Source organism: Roseospira navarrensis, assembly GCF_009601025.1.
GTDB classification, from domain to species: Bacteria; Pseudomonadota; Alphaproteobacteria; order Rhodospirillales; family Rhodospirillaceae; genus Rhodospira; species Rhodospira navarrensis.
Genome location: NZ_WIVE01000006.1, coordinates 11,142 through 27,524, shown reverse-complemented (window position 1 = coordinate 27,524; position 16,383 = coordinate 11,142). Strand labels below are relative to the sequence as shown.

Sequence of the window (16,383 nt, the reverse complement as noted above, 5' to 3'; positions counted from 1 at the left end):
CCGGATACGCACGGCCGCTCCCGCCGCCGCCGTTGGCGCACCGGGCCGAGCCATTCGGTTGCGTCCGGGGCGCGGTTTTGGCATAGCGTGGCGGGGATCGGGCGCCCTCACGGCCGCCGCCGGTCGACCGCGCCCGCGCGGACCCGAGCCACCTTCAACCAGGACACTGAATTCATGGCCCTCAAGATCACCGATCAGTGCATCAACTGCGATGCCTGCCCCGCCGAGTGCCCGAACGAAGCCATCACGGCCGGCGCCATCATCTACGAGATCGATCCGGCCCGCTGCACCGAGTGCGTCGGCCACTTCGACGAGCCGCAGTGCGTGGCCGTGTGCCCCGTCGAGTGCATCGTCAAGGATCCGGCGCACGCCGAGACCCCGGCGCAGCTTCAGGCCAAGTTCGAGACCCTGCAGGCCTGATCCGGCGCCGCGCGGGCCGTCCTCTCGTCCCTTCGGCGCGGGCCGGAGGGGCGGGCGCGGCCGACGCCGGACGTTGCCTCCGGACCGGGCGGGGGGTAGGGTGCGGCCATGATGCCGTCCACACCTGTCGCCGCCCCGGTTTCGCCTCCGGCCTCGTTGTCGCCGCCCGCGCCTGTGCCGGGGGTCCTGTCCCGCTGCGCCAGTGATCCGGCGCGGACCCGGGGCCGGCTGGTGGCCGAGCCTGAGTCCGCCACCCGCACGCCTTTCCAGCGCGACCGCGACCGGATCATTCATTCCGGCGCGTTCCGTCGCCTCCAGTACAAGACGCAGGTTTTCGTCTATCACGAGGGCGAGAACTACCGCACCCGGCTGACCCACAGCCTGGAGGTGGCGCAGATCGCCCGCTCGCTCGCCCGCGTGCTCGGCCTGAACGAGGATCTGGCCGAGGCCCTGGCGCTGGCCCACGATCTGGGCCACACGTGCTTCGGTCATGCCGGCGAACGGGCGCTCAAGGACTGCATGGCGCCCTATCGGGGCTTCGACCACAATGCCCAGAGCCTGCGCATCGTCACCAAGCTGGAGCACCGCTACGCCGCCTTCGACGGACTCAACCTGACCTGGGAGAGCCTGGAAGGCTTGGTCAAGCACAACGGCCCCCTGACCGGACCCGGGCGCACGGAGCCGCTGCCGCTGGCCATCCAGGAGTATGCCGAGACGCATGACCTGGAGCTGCACACCCATGCGGGGCCGGAAGCGCAGGTGGCCGCCGTGGCGGACGATGTGGCCTACAACGCCCACGACATCGACGACGGGTTGCGCGCCGGCCTGTTCACCGAGTCCGACCTGCGCGACGTGCCGCTGGCCGGTCCGGTGTTCGCCGCCGTCGCCGACGCCCATCCGGGCCTGGAGCGCAGCCGCCTGATCCACGAGTCCGTGCGCCGGATCATCGACGCCATGGTCTCGGACCTGTGCGCCGAGACCGGCCGCCGCTTCGCCGAGGACCGGCCGGAGAGCGTGGAGGACGTGCGCGCCCTGGGCCGGCCGCTGGTGGCGTTCTCCGACGCCATGACGGCCCACGATCGCGCGTTCAAGGACTTCCTGTTCCCCAACATGTACCGCCACCACCGGGTCAATCGCATGACCAGCAAGGCGCGCCGCGTGGTGCGCGACCTGTTCGACCTGCTGCTGGCGGAACCGGCCCTTCTGCCGGGGGACTGGTCCACCCGCGCCCGGGCCGCCGGCGGCGACGACTCCCGGCGCGCGCGGGTGGTGGCGGATTACATCGCGGGCATGACCGACCGCTTCGCCCTTGACGAACACGCCCGCCTGTTCGATCCCGTGGTCAAGCCCTGACACCCTTCCTGGTCTTTTTGCCGGACACCCGACCCCATGAACATTTTCGCCGTCTACAAGGATCTCGTCCTGGCGCAGGTCGCCGCCCTGGTTTCGGAAGGCAGCCTCCCCGACGGGCTGGACACCGGCCGCCTGACGGTGGAGCCCCCCCGCGACCCGTCTCACGGGGACATGGCCACCAACGCCGCCATGGTGCTGGCCAAGCCGGCCGGGCTGAAGCCGCGCGATCTGGCCGAGCGGCTGGCGGCGCGGCTGGCCACGATTTCCGGCGTGACGGCGGCCGAGGTGGCCGGGCCGGGCTTCATCAACCTGCGCCTGTCCGCGGCGATCTGGATCGGCTGCCTGCGCGATTGTCTGCGCGCCGGCCCGGGCTACGGCGACAGCCGCATGGGCAACCGGCGCAAGGTGAACGTCGAGTTCGTCTCGGCCAACCCCACCGGCCCCATGCACGTGGGCCACGCCCGGGGCGCCGTGGTGGGCGATGTGCTCGCCGCCCTGCTGGAAAAGGCCGGGTTCCGGGTGACCCGCGAGTACTACATCAACGACGCCGGCGCGCAGGTGGACGCCCTGGCCCGCGCCGCGCACGCCCGGTATCTCCAGGCCCTGGGGCGTCTGTCCGACGATGACCTCGCGGGCATGCTCGCGCGCAAGGACCTGGAGTACGGCGGCGACTATCTGGTGCCGGTCGGGCAAGCGCTGGCCGAGCGGGTGGAGGATCAATACGCCGACGCGCCCGAGGCCCAGTGGCTGGAACCCGTCCGGGACCTCGCCGTGGAGATGATGCTGGACAGGATCCGCGACGATCTGGATGCCCTGGGGGTGCGGTTCGATGTGTTCACCAGCGAACGCGGGCTGGTGGCGGCCGGCCGCGTGGACGGTACGCTTGCCTGGCTGGAGGAACAGGGCCTCATCTACACCGGCGTTCTGGAACCGCCCAAGGGCAAGGCCCCGGAGGACTGGGAGCCGCGCCCGCAGACCCTGTTCCGGGCCACCGACTACGGCGACGACGTGGACCGCCCGGTGAGGAAATCGGATGGGTCATGGACCTACTTCGCCGGCGACATGGCCTATCACCGCGACAAGGTGGAGCGCGGTTTCGAGGAACTCATCAACGTCTTCGGCGCGGATCACGGCGGCTACGTCAAGCGCCTGCAGGCGGTGGTGAAGGCGGTCAGCGACGGCCGCGCGACGCTGGACGTCAAGCTGTGCCAACTCGTCAAGCTGCTGGACCGGGGCGAGCCGGTGAAGATGTCCAAGCGCGCGGGGACCTTCGTCACCCTGCGCGACGTCGTGGACCGGGTCGGCAAGGACGTGGTCCGCTTCATCATGCTGACCCGCAAGAACGACGCGTCGCTGGACTTCGACTTCGCCAAGGTGACCGAGCAGAGCCGCGACAACCCGGTGTGGTACGTGCAGTACGCCCACGCCCGGGCCTGTTCCGTGCTGCGCCACGCCGGCGAGGTGTTCCCGGGCCGTGATCTCAGCCCGGCCGCGCTGGCCGATGGGCCGCTGGAGGTGCTGGACGCGCCCGAGGACCTGGAGGTGGTCCGCGTGCTGGCCGGCTGGCCGCGCCTGGTGGAAAGCGCGGCCGAGGCGCACGAGCCGCACCGCGTCGCCTATTACATGGCCGAGGTCGCCGGGGCCTTCCACGGGTTGTGGACCAAGGGCAAGGACGATACGGAGTTGCGCTTCCTGATCCCCGAGGATGAAACCCGGTCGCTGGCGCGTCTGGCGCTTGTCCAGGGTGTTGCGACGGTGATAGCGTCGGGCCTTCAGGTGTTTGGGGTTCAGCCCGTCGAGGAACTTCGCTGATGCCAGGGGTCAGGAAACCCGGCCAGGGCGGTCGGGACGAACCCGTTGCTCTTGACGATCAGATGTTCCGGATCCTGCCGGATGACGGCCTGGACTACGGGACGTCCGAGTCGGGAGAGGACGCCCGGACGGATCCGTCCGGGCGCGGGTTCACGTTCGATCTGGATGACGACGACGACGATCTGGTGGCCGAGCCGCCGCCCGCGCGGCGGCGCGGGCCGCCGCTGTGGCTGATGGCGGCCGGGCTGGGCGCGCTGGTCGTGGTGGGCGGCGGTCTGTGGGTCATCTTTTCGCCCTCGGATGAGGCCCCGCAGGCCGGGTCCGGCCCCTCTGTCGCCGTACTCGCCCCCGCCGCGCCGGACGAGGCCGCGCCGTCCGCGGACGGCGGGCCCGGGATGGCCGACTCCGCCGCGCCCGCGCCGGCGGCCCCCGCGCCCGCGCCCGCGCCGGACCTGCCCGTGGTCCGCGCGGAGGAGGAGCCCTACAAGGTGCGTCCCGAGGACCCCGGCGGCCAGACCGTCGAGGATCAGGACAAGCTCATCTATGGCCGCCTGGAAGACGGCGATCCGGCCGACGGCGGGCCCGAGGTGGAACAGCTTCTGCCCGAGCCCGCGCGCCCGATGGCCCCGCCCGTGCCCGAGCCGGCGCCCGAACCCCCCGTGACGCCCCCGGCCGAACAGCCCGCCACCGCACCCGAGCCGGCGGCCGATGCGGGTCCCGCGACAGCGGACGCGGCCGCCGATGACGGCATTCCCGCGCCGTTCTCCGACGCCGCGCCGCCCGTCCCCGAAACCGAGGGCGCTGACGCGGAGGAGACCGCATCCGCGTCCGAGCCCGCCGCGCCCGAGCCGGCCCCGGTGCCGGAAGCGCCGCCCGGTCCGGCCGCCGAACCCGCGCCCGCCCCCGAGGTCCCGACGGCCACTGCGCCGGAAAACGTCGTCGCCGCCGTCCAGGACGGGCCGCAGGTGCAGCTTGCCGCCTTCCGCGAACGCGCCCTGGCCGAGCGCCACTGGGAGCGGGTCAGCGCCGCCCACCCCGACCTGCTGGGCGACGTGCCGCACGTGATCGTGTTCGCCGACCTGGGCGACCGGGGGCAGTTCTACCGCTTGCGCGCCGGCCCGCTGGGCAGCGACGACGCGGCCCGGACCCTGTGCGAATCCCTGAAGCAACGCGACGTGGAGTGTCTGATTGTCCGTGAGTGAGGCGCCGCTGGCCGCTTTCCTGGGCTGCGCCGGACTGCGTCCGACCCGGGAAGAGCGGGCCCTTTTCGCCGATGTCCGTCCGCTGGGGTTCATCCTGTTCAGCCGCAACGTGGAGTCGCCGGGCCAGGTCGCCGATCTGGTGGCCGAACTGCGCGCCTGCGCGGGACGGCCCGATGCCTTCGTGCTGATCGACCAGGAGGGCGGCCGTGTGCGCCGCCTGGGGCCGCCGCACTGGCCGGCCTATCCGCCGCAGGGGGCGTTCCGCCCGCTCTACGCCCGGGACCCCGAGCGCGGGCGCGAGGCCGTGCGTCTGAACGCCCGGCTGATCGCCCATGATCTGGCGGCGCTGGGCATCGATGTGGACTGTCTGCCGCTGCTCGATGTGCTGGACCCGGCCGGGCACGACATCATCGGTGACCGGGCCTACGGCGCGGATCCGGAGTCCGTGGCCGATCTGGGCCGGGTGTGCTGCGAGGGCCTGCTGGCCGGGGGTGTGCTGCCGGTCGTCAAGCATCTGCCGGGGCACGGCCGGGCGCGCGCGGACTCGCACGAGAGCCTGCCCGTGGTGACGGCCGGTCGCGCCGATCTGGAGGCCGTGGATTTCGCCCCGTTCCGCGCCCTGGCCGACGCCGCCATGGGCATGACCGCCCACGTGGTCTATACCGCCATCGACCCGGACCGGCCCGCCACCCTGTCGCCGGATGTGGTGGAGGGGGTCATTCGGTCCCATATCGGGTTTGACGGCCTGTTGATGACCGACGACATCTCCATGAAGGCCCTTGATGGCGACTTCGCCGATCGGGCGCGCGACTCTCTCGCGGCCGGGTGCGACGTGGTGCTTCACTGCAATGGGGACTGGGACGAGATGCGGGCCGTGGTTTCGGGCTGCCGGCCGCTGGATGCGGCGGGGCAGGCCCGGGCCGATCGCGCGCGGGCCGCGCTGACGCCACCGGCGTCTTTCGACGCCGGGGCCGCGCGCGCCCAACTGGAGACACTGCTCGCGTCATGACGCCCGAACTCATCGTTACGGCCACCACCTGGATCCTGCCGGTGCTGCTGGCCATCACCCTGCACGAGGCCGCGCATGGCTGGGCCGCCTGGAAACTGGGCGATTCCACCGCGTACAGCCTGGGGCGGGTCTCGGCCAATCCGATCCGGCACGTGGATCCCATCGGCACCGTGGTGCTGCCCGGCATGCTGTTCCTGTCCGGGGCGCCGTTCCTGTTCGGCTGGGCCAAGCCCGTGCCGGTCAACTTCGCCGGCCTGGGCAATCCGCGCCGCGACATGGTGCTGGTGGCCGCCGCCGGGCCGGCGAGCAATCTGGTCATGGCCTTCGCCGCGGCGCTGTCGCTGCATCTGGTCGCCTTCACGCCGGATGTGATGAGCGAGTGGATGTGGCGCACGCTCAGCAACATGATCCTGCTGAACGTGCTGCTGGCCGTGGTGAACATGATCCCGCTGCCGCCGCTGGACGGCGGCCGGGTGGCCGTGGGCCTGCTGCCCCGGCCCCTGGCCGTGCGGCTGGCGCGGCTGGAGCGCTTCGGGCTGCTGATCCTGATCGGCGGGCTGCTGGTGCTGCCGTTCCTGCTGGCGGAGTTCGGGATCGGCTTCGATCCCTTCCGGGCGGTGCTGCTGCCCGTCATGGCGTGGGTCAACGACCTGATCGTGACCCTGGCGTTTCTCTAGGGCCCCGCAGGGAGGACGCGGCCATGAGCGGTCCCCCGAGAGACGACGGCGGCGCTGCCGCCACGGGGGCGCCGCCCTTCGCCGACGATGTCGAGGGCGCGGCGCCGGCCGTGCCCGATGCCCTGGTGGTGAACCTGGACGGCTTCGATGGGCCGCTGGATGTGCTGCTGGCGCTGGCGCGGGACCAGAAGGTGGACCTGGCCCGCATCTCCATCCTGCATCTGGCCGAACAGTACCTGGCCTTCGTCAAGGCCGTCCGTCAGCGGCACCTGGATCTGGCGGCGGACTATCTGGTCATGGCGGCGTGGCTGGCGTTCCTGAAGTCGCGCCTGTTGCTGCCCGTGCCCCAGGCCGACGACGAGCCCAGCGGCGCCGAGATGGCCGCCGCCCTGCAGTTCCAGTTGCAGCGGCTGGAGGCCATGCGCACCGCCGGACGCACCCTGTTCGAGCGCCCGCGCCTGGGCCGGGAGACCCTGGCCCGGGGGGCGCCCGAAGCGGTCTCCATCGTTCATCACGCGGTCTTCGACCTGACCCTTCACGACCTGCTGCGGGCCTATGCCGACCTTCAGCGGCGCACCCAGGCCACCGCGCTGTCCGTGGAGCCCTTCGACCTGTACTCGGTGGAACAGGCCCTGTCGCGGCTGAACGCGCTGCTGGGCACGACCCTGGAGTGGACGGCGCTGATGCGCTTCCTGCCCGAGGACCTGACCGACGACCTGCACCGGCGCTCGGCCATCGGGGCCACCTTCGTGGCCACCCTGGAACTGGCGCGCCAGGGCCGGGCGGAGGTGCGCCAGGACGGCGGTCCGTTCTCGCCGCTGTACGTGCGCCGTCGCGAGCCGGGGGACGATCATGACGGATGAGCCCGAGGACCGGACCGAGGCGGAGGGGCCATCGGCGGAGACGGAGCCGTTCCAGCTTCTGCGCATGGTGGAGGCGATCCTGTTCGCCGCCGCCGAGCCCATGACCGAAAAGGCGCTGGCGGCGCGCCTGCCCGGTGGGACGGACGTTTCAGGGCTGCTGGCCGAGCTGGCGGCGCACTACGACCGGCGTGGGGTGCGGCTGGTGCGGCGGGGCGCCACCTGGGCCTTCCGCACCGCGCCCGATCTGGCCGCGGTGCTGACTGTCGAGTCCGTGGAGCAGAAGAAGCTCTCCCGGGCGGCGGTCGAGACCATGGCCATCGTCGCCTATCACCAGCCCGTCACCCGCGCCGAGATCGAGGAGATCCGGGGCGTGGCCGTGTCCAAGGGGACGCTCGACGTGCTTCTGGAGGCCGGCTGGATCCGCCCCCGGGGTCGGCGGCAGTCGCCCGGGCGGCCGCTCACCTGGGGCACCACCGACGCGTTTCTGGACCACTTCGGGCTGGAGAGCCTGAAGGACCTGCCGGGGGTGGAGGAGATGAAGGCCGCCGGCCTGCTGGATGCCCGGCCGGCCATCGCGGCCTATGGCGCGCGCGCGGCCGATCACGGTGTGCTGCCCGACCCCGACGGACCGGACGACGCGGCGGCCGAGCCGCTCGATCCGCTCGATCCCGAGGACCCCTGACGCGAGGACGTCAGGCGGACTGCGGGTCCCCCGGTGTTGCGGTCATTCCTATCGGAGTCTTTTCAACACATCAAAGACGTGCAAAAATCTGCGTCTTCCGGTATAAAAGGGCGTTCGGTGTTCGGATTGGGCGTGCCCGAGGTGCGGCACCCCGGTCGGGATCGAACGGCCCCGCGCGCGGGTGCGGTGCCCGCGCGCTCCCCGGACCGGGAGGACGCCCCATGACCTTGCGCAAACCCCTGACGCTGGCCGTCGCCGGTGCCGCCGTCGGCCTGGCCGCCGTGGCCCTGACCCCGCGCGCGGCCCAGGCCTGTTCGTCGGACCCGTTCATCGGGTCGATCTGCTTTACCGCCGCCACGTTCTGCCCCGACGGGGTCTACCTGTCGGCGACCGGCGGCATGGTCCAGATCTCGCAATTTCAGGCCCTGTTCTCCCTGCTGGGCACCACGTACGGCGGCAACGGCACCACAACGTTCCAACTGCCGGACCTGCGCGGCCGGTCCATGATCGGCGCGGGCACGGCGCCGGGGCTGAACCCGGTGAGGCTCGGTGACAAGCGTGGCGTGGAGACCGTGCCACTCGATGTGAGCACGATGCCGACCCACACCCACCCCATCGCCGACTCGGGGAGCGGCACGGGGCAAGGGACCATCGATGTGGTGCCTGGCGGGCCCGCCAGCGGCAGCGTGACCGAGCCGGTCGCCGGGACAGGCTATTTTCTCGGGGGAATGGCGGGGCGCAACCTTGAGGGACCTTATACGCCCGCCACCCCCGGCAGCAATCCGGCCCAGGTCGGGGGCGTGACGCTCGATACGTCCGAGCTGCAGGCTGGGCCGGCCGGTGGGGGGCAGCCGCACTACAACATTCCGCCGCAACTCGCGCTGACGCCCTGCATTGCCCACGACGGGATCTATCCGCCCCGTCCCTGACTGATCCTGCAGGCCCTGGGCGCACCGGCTCGCGGTGCGCCCAGGGCGACGGGCTCAGGTTAACGGCATCCCTCTTGCGGGTCTTTGCAGCGGTTCGGAGACCCAAGCTCGAGATCCTTCAGCCGCTTCGCGGCTTCAGGAATACAACCATTAGTTGTATCTTGTCATCCCGAGCGAGCGAAGCGAGACGAGGGATCTCGAGAGGCGGGGTCGACCCCATCAGGGTCACAGAACGGTCATCCGGGTTCGGAGCCCTGCCCTGACCCCTGACCATTCTCTCAGGCCAAGGGCGCGCCGCTTCGCGGTGCGCCCGCAAGGGGTGACGAACGCGCGGCCACATGCTATCAAGGGGGGATTTCAAGCGGGGCTTCCCGCACAATTTGTTTGCGTGGAAGCGTTCGGAGTGGGCGTCCGTGGGCACACCGGGCATCACACGGCATTTCATCTCGGGCCTGCCACGGTCGGGCTCGACGCTGCTGGCCGCCCTGCTGCGCCAGAACCCGCGCTTTCATGCCTCGATGTCCAGCGGTCTGCACGCGCTGGTGTCGGCGAACCTCCAGCTCATGAGCGCGGGCAGCGAGACTTCGCTGCTGGTACAGCCGGAGCAGCGCCCCCGCATCCTGCGCGCCTTGTTCGAGTCGTATTACGAGGGCGTGACCGACCGCCCGGTGATCTTCGACACCAATCGGGCCTGGAGCGCGCGTCTGCCCCTGCTCGCCGACCTGTTCCCCCGGGCGCGGGTGATCGCCTGTGTCCGCGATGTCTCCTGGGTGCTGGACAGCCTGGAGCGGCTGATCCGCCGCGACCCGTACGAGAATACGCTGCTGTTCGGCACCGATGGGGGCGGCAACACCGTCTACGGCCGGGTGGAGACCCTGACCCGGCCGAACCGGCTGGTGGGGTATCCCTGGGCCGCGCTCAAGGAGGCGTTCTACGGCGACCAGGCCGACCGCCTTCTGGTGGTGGACTACGAATATCTGTGCCGCGCCCCCGAACAGGTGCTGCGGCTGGTTTACGGGTTCCTGGACGAACCCTGGTACGACGGCCACGATGTCGAGCATGTCACATTCGACGCGCCGGCCTTCGACGAGGCGCTGGGGCTGCGCGGCCTGCATCAGGTGCGGCCCCGGGTGAGCTTCGAGGAGCGGCGGACCATCCTGCCGCCCGATCTGTTCCGGAAATACAGGGACATGGATTTCTGGCACGACGTGACCGGAAGTCGCGCGAACGTGATCGCCGCCCACCGCGACGGCGCCCCGGTACGCCCTGTGGCGCATCAGAACGGCTAGCGCCCGAGAGCCGGGGCGGGCCCCCGGCGCAACGATGGAGGAAGGTTCCATGGGGATCATCGACCGCGCCCCGGCCGCGTCGCGCCGGCCGTATGCCCTTGCCCTTGAACCGCGCCTGATGTTCGACGGCGCGGCCGTGGCCACCGCCGGCGAGGCCGTGGGCGATTCGGGGGGCGATTCGGGGGGCGATTCGGGGGGCGATTCGGAAGGCGACTCCGGCCCGGCGCCGACCAGGGACGGCCGGACGGATGTCGCCCTCGTGGATTCCAGCGTCGAGGGGCACGAGGCCCTGGCCGCCGCCGCCGAGGCCGCCGGGCTGGAGGTGATCGTCGTCGCGGGCGAGGACGACGGGTTCGGCGCGGTCGCCCGGGCATTGGACGGGCGGTCGGGCATCGACGGCCTGCACATCCTGTCCCACGGCGACGTCGGCGCGGTGCGGATCGGCAACGAGGTGCTGTCGTCGGACACGCTGGACCAGGCCGGCGATCTGCTGGCGATCCTGTCGGGCAGCCTTGCGCCGGACGGCGACCTGCTGCTGTACGGCTGCGAGGTGGGCGAGGGCGACGCGGGCCGCGATTTCATCGACTCCCTGGCCATTCGCACGGGGGCCGACGTGGCCGCCTCCGACGATGCCACCGGCGCGGCGGGTCTTGGCGGCGACTGGGATCTGGAAGCGCGCGAGGGCGTCATCGAGACCGCCGCCCTGGGCAGCGGCCGGGGCGACATGGGCGCCTTCGGCGGGCTGCTGGCGTTCAACGGCACCCTGACCTTTGGCAGTGCGACCGTCTCAGGGGCCTTCGACAGTGGCGCGGGCGGCACGAACGCCACGTACGCATTTGACGGCGGCAATTACACTCTGGTTGCGGACGGCCAGACGAACAGCACGTACATTACCCCCGATTACGACGGGTATGTGAACTTCGGCGGGGGCGCCAACGGAGAGACACAGGGGACCCTCTATTTCCAGGGCGGCAAGACGTTTGATATCTCCGGCTTCAGCATCACGAACTGGGACAGCTCAAGCGAAACCTTCATTATCACATCCGACAAGGGCGATACGCACACGACCAGCGCCGTTGGTGGCGACGGAACCGTAACGGTCAATCTGACAGGTTTTACGGGGATCTCGAAGCTTTACATCAACGCGCAAGACGGTGCGGCCAATAACTTCGAGATCGACGAGCTTGTGCTGGCCAATCTCCAGACGCCGTCCAATGATCCGGTGTTCACGACCGCGAACAACGGCAGCGTCTCCGAGACCGCGACCAACGGCACGACCGTGCTGGCCGACGGCGATGTGGAGGCCAACGACGGCGACGGCGGCGGGTCGGATGTGGGCATCACCTATTCCATCACCGCCGGCAACCTGAACGGCGACGGGGATGGCAATCTGGCTTTCGCCATCAATGCCGGCACCGGCGCGGTCACCGTCAACGATGCCGATGACCTGGATTTCGAAACCACGTCCTCCTACACCCTGACCATCCAGGCCGATGACGGCGGCGGCACGGCCACGAACGACGTGACGATCTCGGTCACCGATGTCGCGCCCACCATCACCGGCGGACAGAGCTTCGCCGCCAACGAATCGGACGCCAACACCACGGCGCTGGGGACGGTCGCCACCACCGGCGACGACGATTCGGTGACCTTCTCCATCCAGTCGGGCAATACCGGCAACGCCTTCGCCATCAATGCCGGCACCGGGCAGATCACCGTCAACGACACCACTCAATTGGATGCCAGCGCGATCCCAAGCTACACGCTCGGCATCCGGGCCGGCGACGGCACCACGAATTCCGATGTGTCCGTGACGGTCAACGTCACCGACGACGTGGCCCCCACGGTGTCGTCGGTCTCATCCTCGACCGGGAACGGCGCCTACAAGGCCGGCGACACCCTCACGCTGACGGTCACCTTGAACGAAGCAGTGACCGTGACCGGCACGCCGACGCTGACGCTGGAGACCGGCGCCACCGACCGTGCCGCCACCTATGCCAGCGGGAGCGGGACCGACACGCTGTCGTTCACCTACACCGTGCAGGCCGGCGACACGGCTGCCGACCTGGACTATGTGTCCACCGCCGCGCTGGCGCTGAACGGCGGCACCATCAAGGACGCCGCCGGCAACGACGCCACCCTGACCCTGCCGACCCCGGGAGCCGCCGGCTCGTTGGGCGCCAACGCCGCGCTGGTGATCGACGGCACCGTGCCCACGGTCTCGACCGTGTCGGCGACCACGGCCAATGGGTCATACGGCGTGGGCGACACGGTGACCGTCACGGTGCAGTTCGACGAAGCGGTCACCGTGACCGGCACACCCACGCTGACGCTGGAGACCGGCGCCACGGACCGGACGGCCGCCTATGCCTCGGGCAGCGGCACCAACACCCTGTCGTTCACCTACACGGTGCAGGCGGGCGACACATCGGCGGACCTGGATTATGTCTCTTCCGCCGCGCTGGCCCTGGCCGGCGGCACGATCAAGGATGCGGCCGGCAACGACGCCACCCTGACCCTGGCCAACCCGGGCGATGCCGAGTCCCTGGGCGCCAACAAGGCGCTGGTGATCGACGGCACCGCGCCCACGGTCTCGGATGTCTCCTCGACAAAGGCGAACGGCTCCTACGAGGCCGGCGAGGCGATCACTGTGACCGTCCAGTTCAGCGAGGCCGTGACCGTGACCGGCACGCCCACCCTGACGCTGGAGACCGGCACCACGGACCGCGCCGCGACCTACGCGTCGGGCTCCGGGACCAACACGCTGTCGTTCAGCTACACCGTGCAGGCGGGCGACGCGAGCGCCGACCTGGACTACGTCTCCACCGGCGCGCTGGCCCTGGCCGGGGGCACGATCCGGGACCAGGCCGGCAATGACGCCACCCTGACCCTGCCGACGCCCGGGGCGGCCGGATCCCTGGGCGCGAACAAGGATCTGGTCATCACCGACCTGACCGCACCCACCGTGGCGGCGGTGGACACGTCCACGGCGGACGGGACCTACAAGATCGGCGATTCGGTCACCGTGACGGTGCAGTTCGACGAAGCGGTCATCGTGACGGGCACGCCCACCCTGACGCTGGAGACCGGCACGACCGACCGGACGGCGACCTACGCCAGCGGCAGCGGCACGGACACGCTGTCGTTCAGCTACACCGTGCAGGCGGGCGATACGGCCGCCGACCTGGACTACACCGGGACGGGCGCGCTGGCCCTCAACGGGGGCACCATCAAGGACGGCACCGGCAACGACGCCACCCTGACGCTGGCGAGCCCGGGGGCCGCCGGATCCCTGGGCGACAACGCGGCCGTCGCGATCGACGGCACCGCCCCGACGGTATCCGGCGTGGCCTCCACCACCGGGAACGGCGCGTACGGCGCCGGGTCCACCATCGCGGTGACCGTGACCTTCGACGAGGCCGTGACGGTAACCGGCACGCCCACCCTGACGCTGGAGACCGGCGCGACCGACCGGGCGGCCACCTACGCCAGCGGCAGCGGCACCACCACGCTGACCTTCAATTACACGGTGCAAGGCGGCGATCTGGCCGCCGACCTGGATTATGTCTCCACGGCGGCGCTGTCCCTGGCCGGCGGGACCATCAAGGACGCGGCCGGCAACGACGCCGCCCTGACCCTGCCGAGCCCCGGCGCGGCGGGGTCGCTGGGGGCGAACGCGGATATCGTCATCACCGACCTGACCGCGCCCACGGTGGCCGGGGTGGCGTCGTCCACGGCGGACGGCGCTTACGGCATCGGCGACACCGTGACGGTGACCGTGCAGTTCGACGAGGCGGTGACGGTCACCACCACGGGCGGCACGCCGACCCTGACGCTGGAGACCGGCACAACGGACCGAACGGCGACCTACGCCAGCGGCAGCGGCACGGACACGCTGTCGTTCACCTACACCGTGCAGGCGGGGGACACGGCGGCCGACCTGGACTACACCGGCACCACGGCGCTGGCGCTGAACGGCGGCACCATCAAGGACGGCGCCGGCAACGACGCCACCCTGACCCTCGCAACGCCCGGCGCGGCGGGCTCGCTGGGGGCCAACGCGGCACTGGCGATCGACGGCACCGCGCCGGCGGTGACGGGGGTCTCGGCGACCACGGCCGACGGGTCCTACGGGGCCGGTTCCACGATCACGGTGACCGTGACCTTCGACGAGACCGTGACCGTGACCGGCACGCCCGCCCTGACGCTGGAGACCGGCGCGACCGACCGCGCCGCCACCTATGCCAGCGGCAGCGGCACCACCACGCTGTCGTTCAGCTACACGGTGCAGGCGGGGGATCTGGCCGCCGACCTGGACTATGTCTCCACCGGCGCGCTGGCTCTGTCCGGCGGCACGATCAAGGACGCGGCCGGCAACGATGCCACGCTGACCCTGCCGAGCCCCGGCGCGGCCGGATCGCTGGGCGCTAGCAAGGACATCGCCATCGTGGACCTGACGGCGCCCACGGTGGCCGGGGTGGCGTCCTCGACCGCCGACGGGGCCTACGGCATCGGCGACACGGTGACGGTGACCGTGCAGTTCGACGAAGCGGTGACGGTCAACACCACGGGCGGCACGCCTACCCTGACGCTGGAGACCGGCGCGACGGATCGGCCCGCGACCTATGCCAGCGGCAGCGGCACCGACACCCTGTCGTTCACCTACACGGTGCAGGCGGGCGATACGGCGGCGGACCTGGACTACACCGGCACCGGCGCGCTGGCGCTGAACGGCGGCACCATCAAGGACGCGGCCGGCAACGACGCCACCCTGACGCTCGCAACGCCCGGCGCGGCGGGCTCCCTGGGGGCCAATGCCGCCCTGGTGGTGGACGGCGAGCCGCCCGGCGCCACCGCCGGTGCGTTGAGCGTGGCCGAGAATGCCGCCAACGGCACCCAGGTGGGCACGGTGAGTGCCTCCGGCGCCAGCACCTACGCGCTGGCGGACGACGCCGACGGCCGCTTCGCCATCAGCGCGACGGGCGTGGTGACCGTGGCCAACGGGACCCTGCTGGACCACGAAAGCGGGACCGCCCACGACATCACCGTGCGGGCCTCGGACGCGGCGGGGAACACCACGGACACCGTGCTGTCGGTCTCCGTGACCGATGTGGATGAAACGACCCCGGCGGAGGGCGGGACTGACGCGCCGCCACCACCGCCGCCTCCGCCTCCGACCCCGGTGGCGGCGCCCCCGGCTCCGCCGGACCCACCACCAGTCCCGCCCCCGGCTCCGGGGATCGTCACCGTCATCCGTCCGACGGGTGGGGGCAGCGGCGCGTTCGGCGCGGGCGATGGCGATGGCGATGGCGATGGCGATGGCGCGACCGGACCGGCGCCGCCCGCGCCGGCGCCTGTCCCGGTCCCCGCCGGCGTCGGAGCGGGCGCGCTGCCCGGACCCATCATCGGCACCACGTCCACCGCCGGCGGCAGTTTCCCCGTGGTCGTGATTGGTGGCGCGGATGGTCCGGGCGATGGATTGTTCGCCACCCGGCCGGTGGTGGAGGCCCCTTCGGTCAATGCGCAGGGCGGGTTCTCCTACGCGCTGCCGCCGAATGCGTTCGCGCACACCGACGCGGGCGCGCTGATCGGGCTCACGGCGACCCTGGCCGACGGCGAGGCTCTGCCCGACTGGCTGACGTTCGATCCGGCCACCGGCACCTTCGTGGGCGAGGTTCCGGCCGGGGCCACGGGAGAGATCGTGGTGCGGGTGATCGCCCGCGATCAGGCCGGCCGCGAGGCCGCCGTGCTGGTGCGCATCGATCTGAGTCGCGCCGGAACCCAGGCCGAGGCTGTCCCGGTGATCGAGGGAGCGCCCGTCATGCTCGCGGGGGTCTCCGGTCTGCCCGACGCCGCCAACGACGCCGACCCGGCCGAGGCGCGGCCCACAGGGCGGGCCGGCTTCATGGCCGACCTGCGCGAGGCGCGGGCCGGTCAGGCGGTGCGGCAGGCGGCGGCACTGGAAGCCCTGGCGCGGGAGGCTGATCGGTGGCGCTAGAGAAGGATGTGACCCAATACGAGAGGCATGATAGCATCTCCCGTCTTTGTGATAGGGGCAGTCCAACATGACCGACAGTCGCGGTGTTGTTTCGTTGCCATCAGGGCGGCCTTTCCAGGGGCCGCGTCCGCCTGCCGCCGGGCGCGTTC

The 16,383-nt window shown here is 71.2% G+C and carries 11 protein-coding genes; all 11 read left to right on the top strand.

The features are described from left to right. The first annotated feature begins 174 nt into the window (after positions 1-174). On the top strand, positions 175-420 hold the full coding sequence (locus GHC57_RS03675; protein WP_153341291.1) for a YfhL family 4Fe-4S dicluster ferredoxin: 246 nt from the start codon (positions 175-177) through the stop codon (positions 418-420). Positions 421-531: 111 nt separating this feature from the next. Then, positions 532-1,773 carry a deoxyguanosinetriphosphate triphosphohydrolase gene (locus GHC57_RS03670; RefSeq protein WP_153341289.1) on the top strand — a complete coding sequence of 414 codons (1,242 nt, stop codon included), beginning with the start codon at positions 532-534 and terminating at the stop codon, positions 1,771-1,773. Positions 1,774-1,809: 36 nt separating this feature from the next. Then, positions 1,810-3,585 carry an arginine--tRNA ligase gene (argS, locus tag GHC57_RS03665; RefSeq protein WP_153341287.1) on the top strand — a complete coding sequence of 592 codons (1,776 nt, stop codon included), beginning with the start codon at positions 1,810-1,812 and terminating at the stop codon, positions 3,583-3,585. After that, positions 3,585-4,787, top strand: a complete 1,203-nt coding sequence (locus GHC57_RS03660; protein WP_153341285.1) for an SPOR domain-containing protein — start codon at positions 3,585-3,587, stop codon at positions 4,785-4,787. Before argS ends, GHC57_RS03660 begins: the two co-directional genes overlap by 1 nt. After that, positions 4,780-5,796, top strand: a complete 1,017-nt coding sequence (gene nagZ / locus GHC57_RS03655) for a beta-N-acetylhexosaminidase (protein WP_343031099.1) — start codon at positions 4,780-4,782, stop codon at positions 5,794-5,796. The genes GHC57_RS03660 and nagZ overlap by 8 nt, the downstream gene beginning before the upstream one ends. Continuing rightward, on the top strand, positions 5,793-6,473 hold the full coding sequence (locus GHC57_RS03650) for a site-2 protease family protein (RefSeq protein WP_153341281.1): 681 nt from the start codon (positions 5,793-5,795) through the stop codon (positions 6,471-6,473). The genes nagZ and GHC57_RS03650 overlap by 4 nt, the downstream gene beginning before the upstream one ends. A gap of 23 nt (positions 6,474-6,496) precedes the next feature. Then, the gene (locus tag GHC57_RS03645; RefSeq protein ID WP_153341279.1) at positions 6,497-7,336 is read left to right on the top strand and encodes a segregation and condensation protein A; all 840 of its coding nucleotides are present in this window, start codon (positions 6,497-6,499) and stop codon (positions 7,334-7,336) included. Then, positions 7,326-8,018 carry an SMC-Scp complex subunit ScpB gene (gene scpB / locus GHC57_RS03640; RefSeq protein ID WP_153341277.1) on the top strand — a complete coding sequence of 231 codons (693 nt, stop codon included), beginning with the start codon at positions 7,326-7,328 and terminating at the stop codon, positions 8,016-8,018. Before GHC57_RS03645 ends, scpB begins: the two co-directional genes overlap by 11 nt. Before the next feature lie 221 nt (positions 8,019-8,239). Next, positions 8,240-8,947 (top strand): phage tail protein, encoded by a 708-nt coding sequence (locus GHC57_RS03635; RefSeq protein WP_153341275.1) that lies wholly within the window; start codon positions 8,240-8,242, stop codon positions 8,945-8,947. Between the two features lie 413 nt (positions 8,948-9,360). After that, on the top strand, positions 9,361-10,236 hold the full coding sequence (locus GHC57_RS03630; RefSeq protein ID WP_343031093.1) for a sulfotransferase family protein: 876 nt from the start codon (positions 9,361-9,363) through the stop codon (positions 10,234-10,236). A 49-nt stretch (positions 10,237-10,285) separates the two neighbouring features. Then, positions 10,286-16,234 (top strand): DUF4347 domain-containing protein, encoded by a 5,949-nt coding sequence (locus tag GHC57_RS03625; RefSeq protein WP_170294662.1) that lies wholly within the window; start codon positions 10,286-10,288, stop codon positions 16,232-16,234. Positions 16,235-16,383: the final 149 nt, after the last annotated feature.

Excerpts from the sequence above, each read along its gene's own strand:
- scpB (WP_153341277.1), top strand. The coding sequence starts at position 7,326 with ATGACGGATGAGCCCGAGGACCGGACCGAGGCGGAGGGGCCATCGGCG.
- GHC57_RS03635 (WP_153341275.1), top strand. The coding sequence starts at position 8,240 with ATGACCTTGCGCAAACCCCTGACGCTGGCCGTCGCCGGTGCCGCCGTC.
- GHC57_RS03675 (WP_153341291.1), top strand. The coding sequence starts at position 175 with ATGGCCCTCAAGATCACCGATCAGTGCATCAACTGCGATGCCTGCCCC.
- GHC57_RS03670 (WP_153341289.1), top strand. The coding sequence starts at position 532 with ATGCCGTCCACACCTGTCGCCGCCCCGGTTTCGCCTCCGGCCTCGTTG.
- GHC57_RS03660 (WP_153341285.1), top strand. The coding sequence starts at position 3,585 with ATGCCAGGGGTCAGGAAACCCGGCCAGGGCGGTCGGGACGAACCCGTT.
- argS (WP_153341287.1), top strand. The coding sequence starts at position 1,810 with ATGAACATTTTCGCCGTCTACAAGGATCTCGTCCTGGCGCAGGTCGCC.
- GHC57_RS03645 (WP_153341279.1), top strand. The coding sequence starts at position 6,497 with ATGAGCGGTCCCCCGAGAGACGACGGCGGCGCTGCCGCCACGGGGGCG.
- GHC57_RS03650 (WP_153341281.1), top strand. The coding sequence starts at position 5,793 with ATGACGCCCGAACTCATCGTTACGGCCACCACCTGGATCCTGCCGGTG.
- GHC57_RS03625 (WP_170294662.1), top strand. The coding sequence starts at position 10,286 with ATGGGGATCATCGACCGCGCCCCGGCCGCGTCGCGCCGGCCGTATGCC.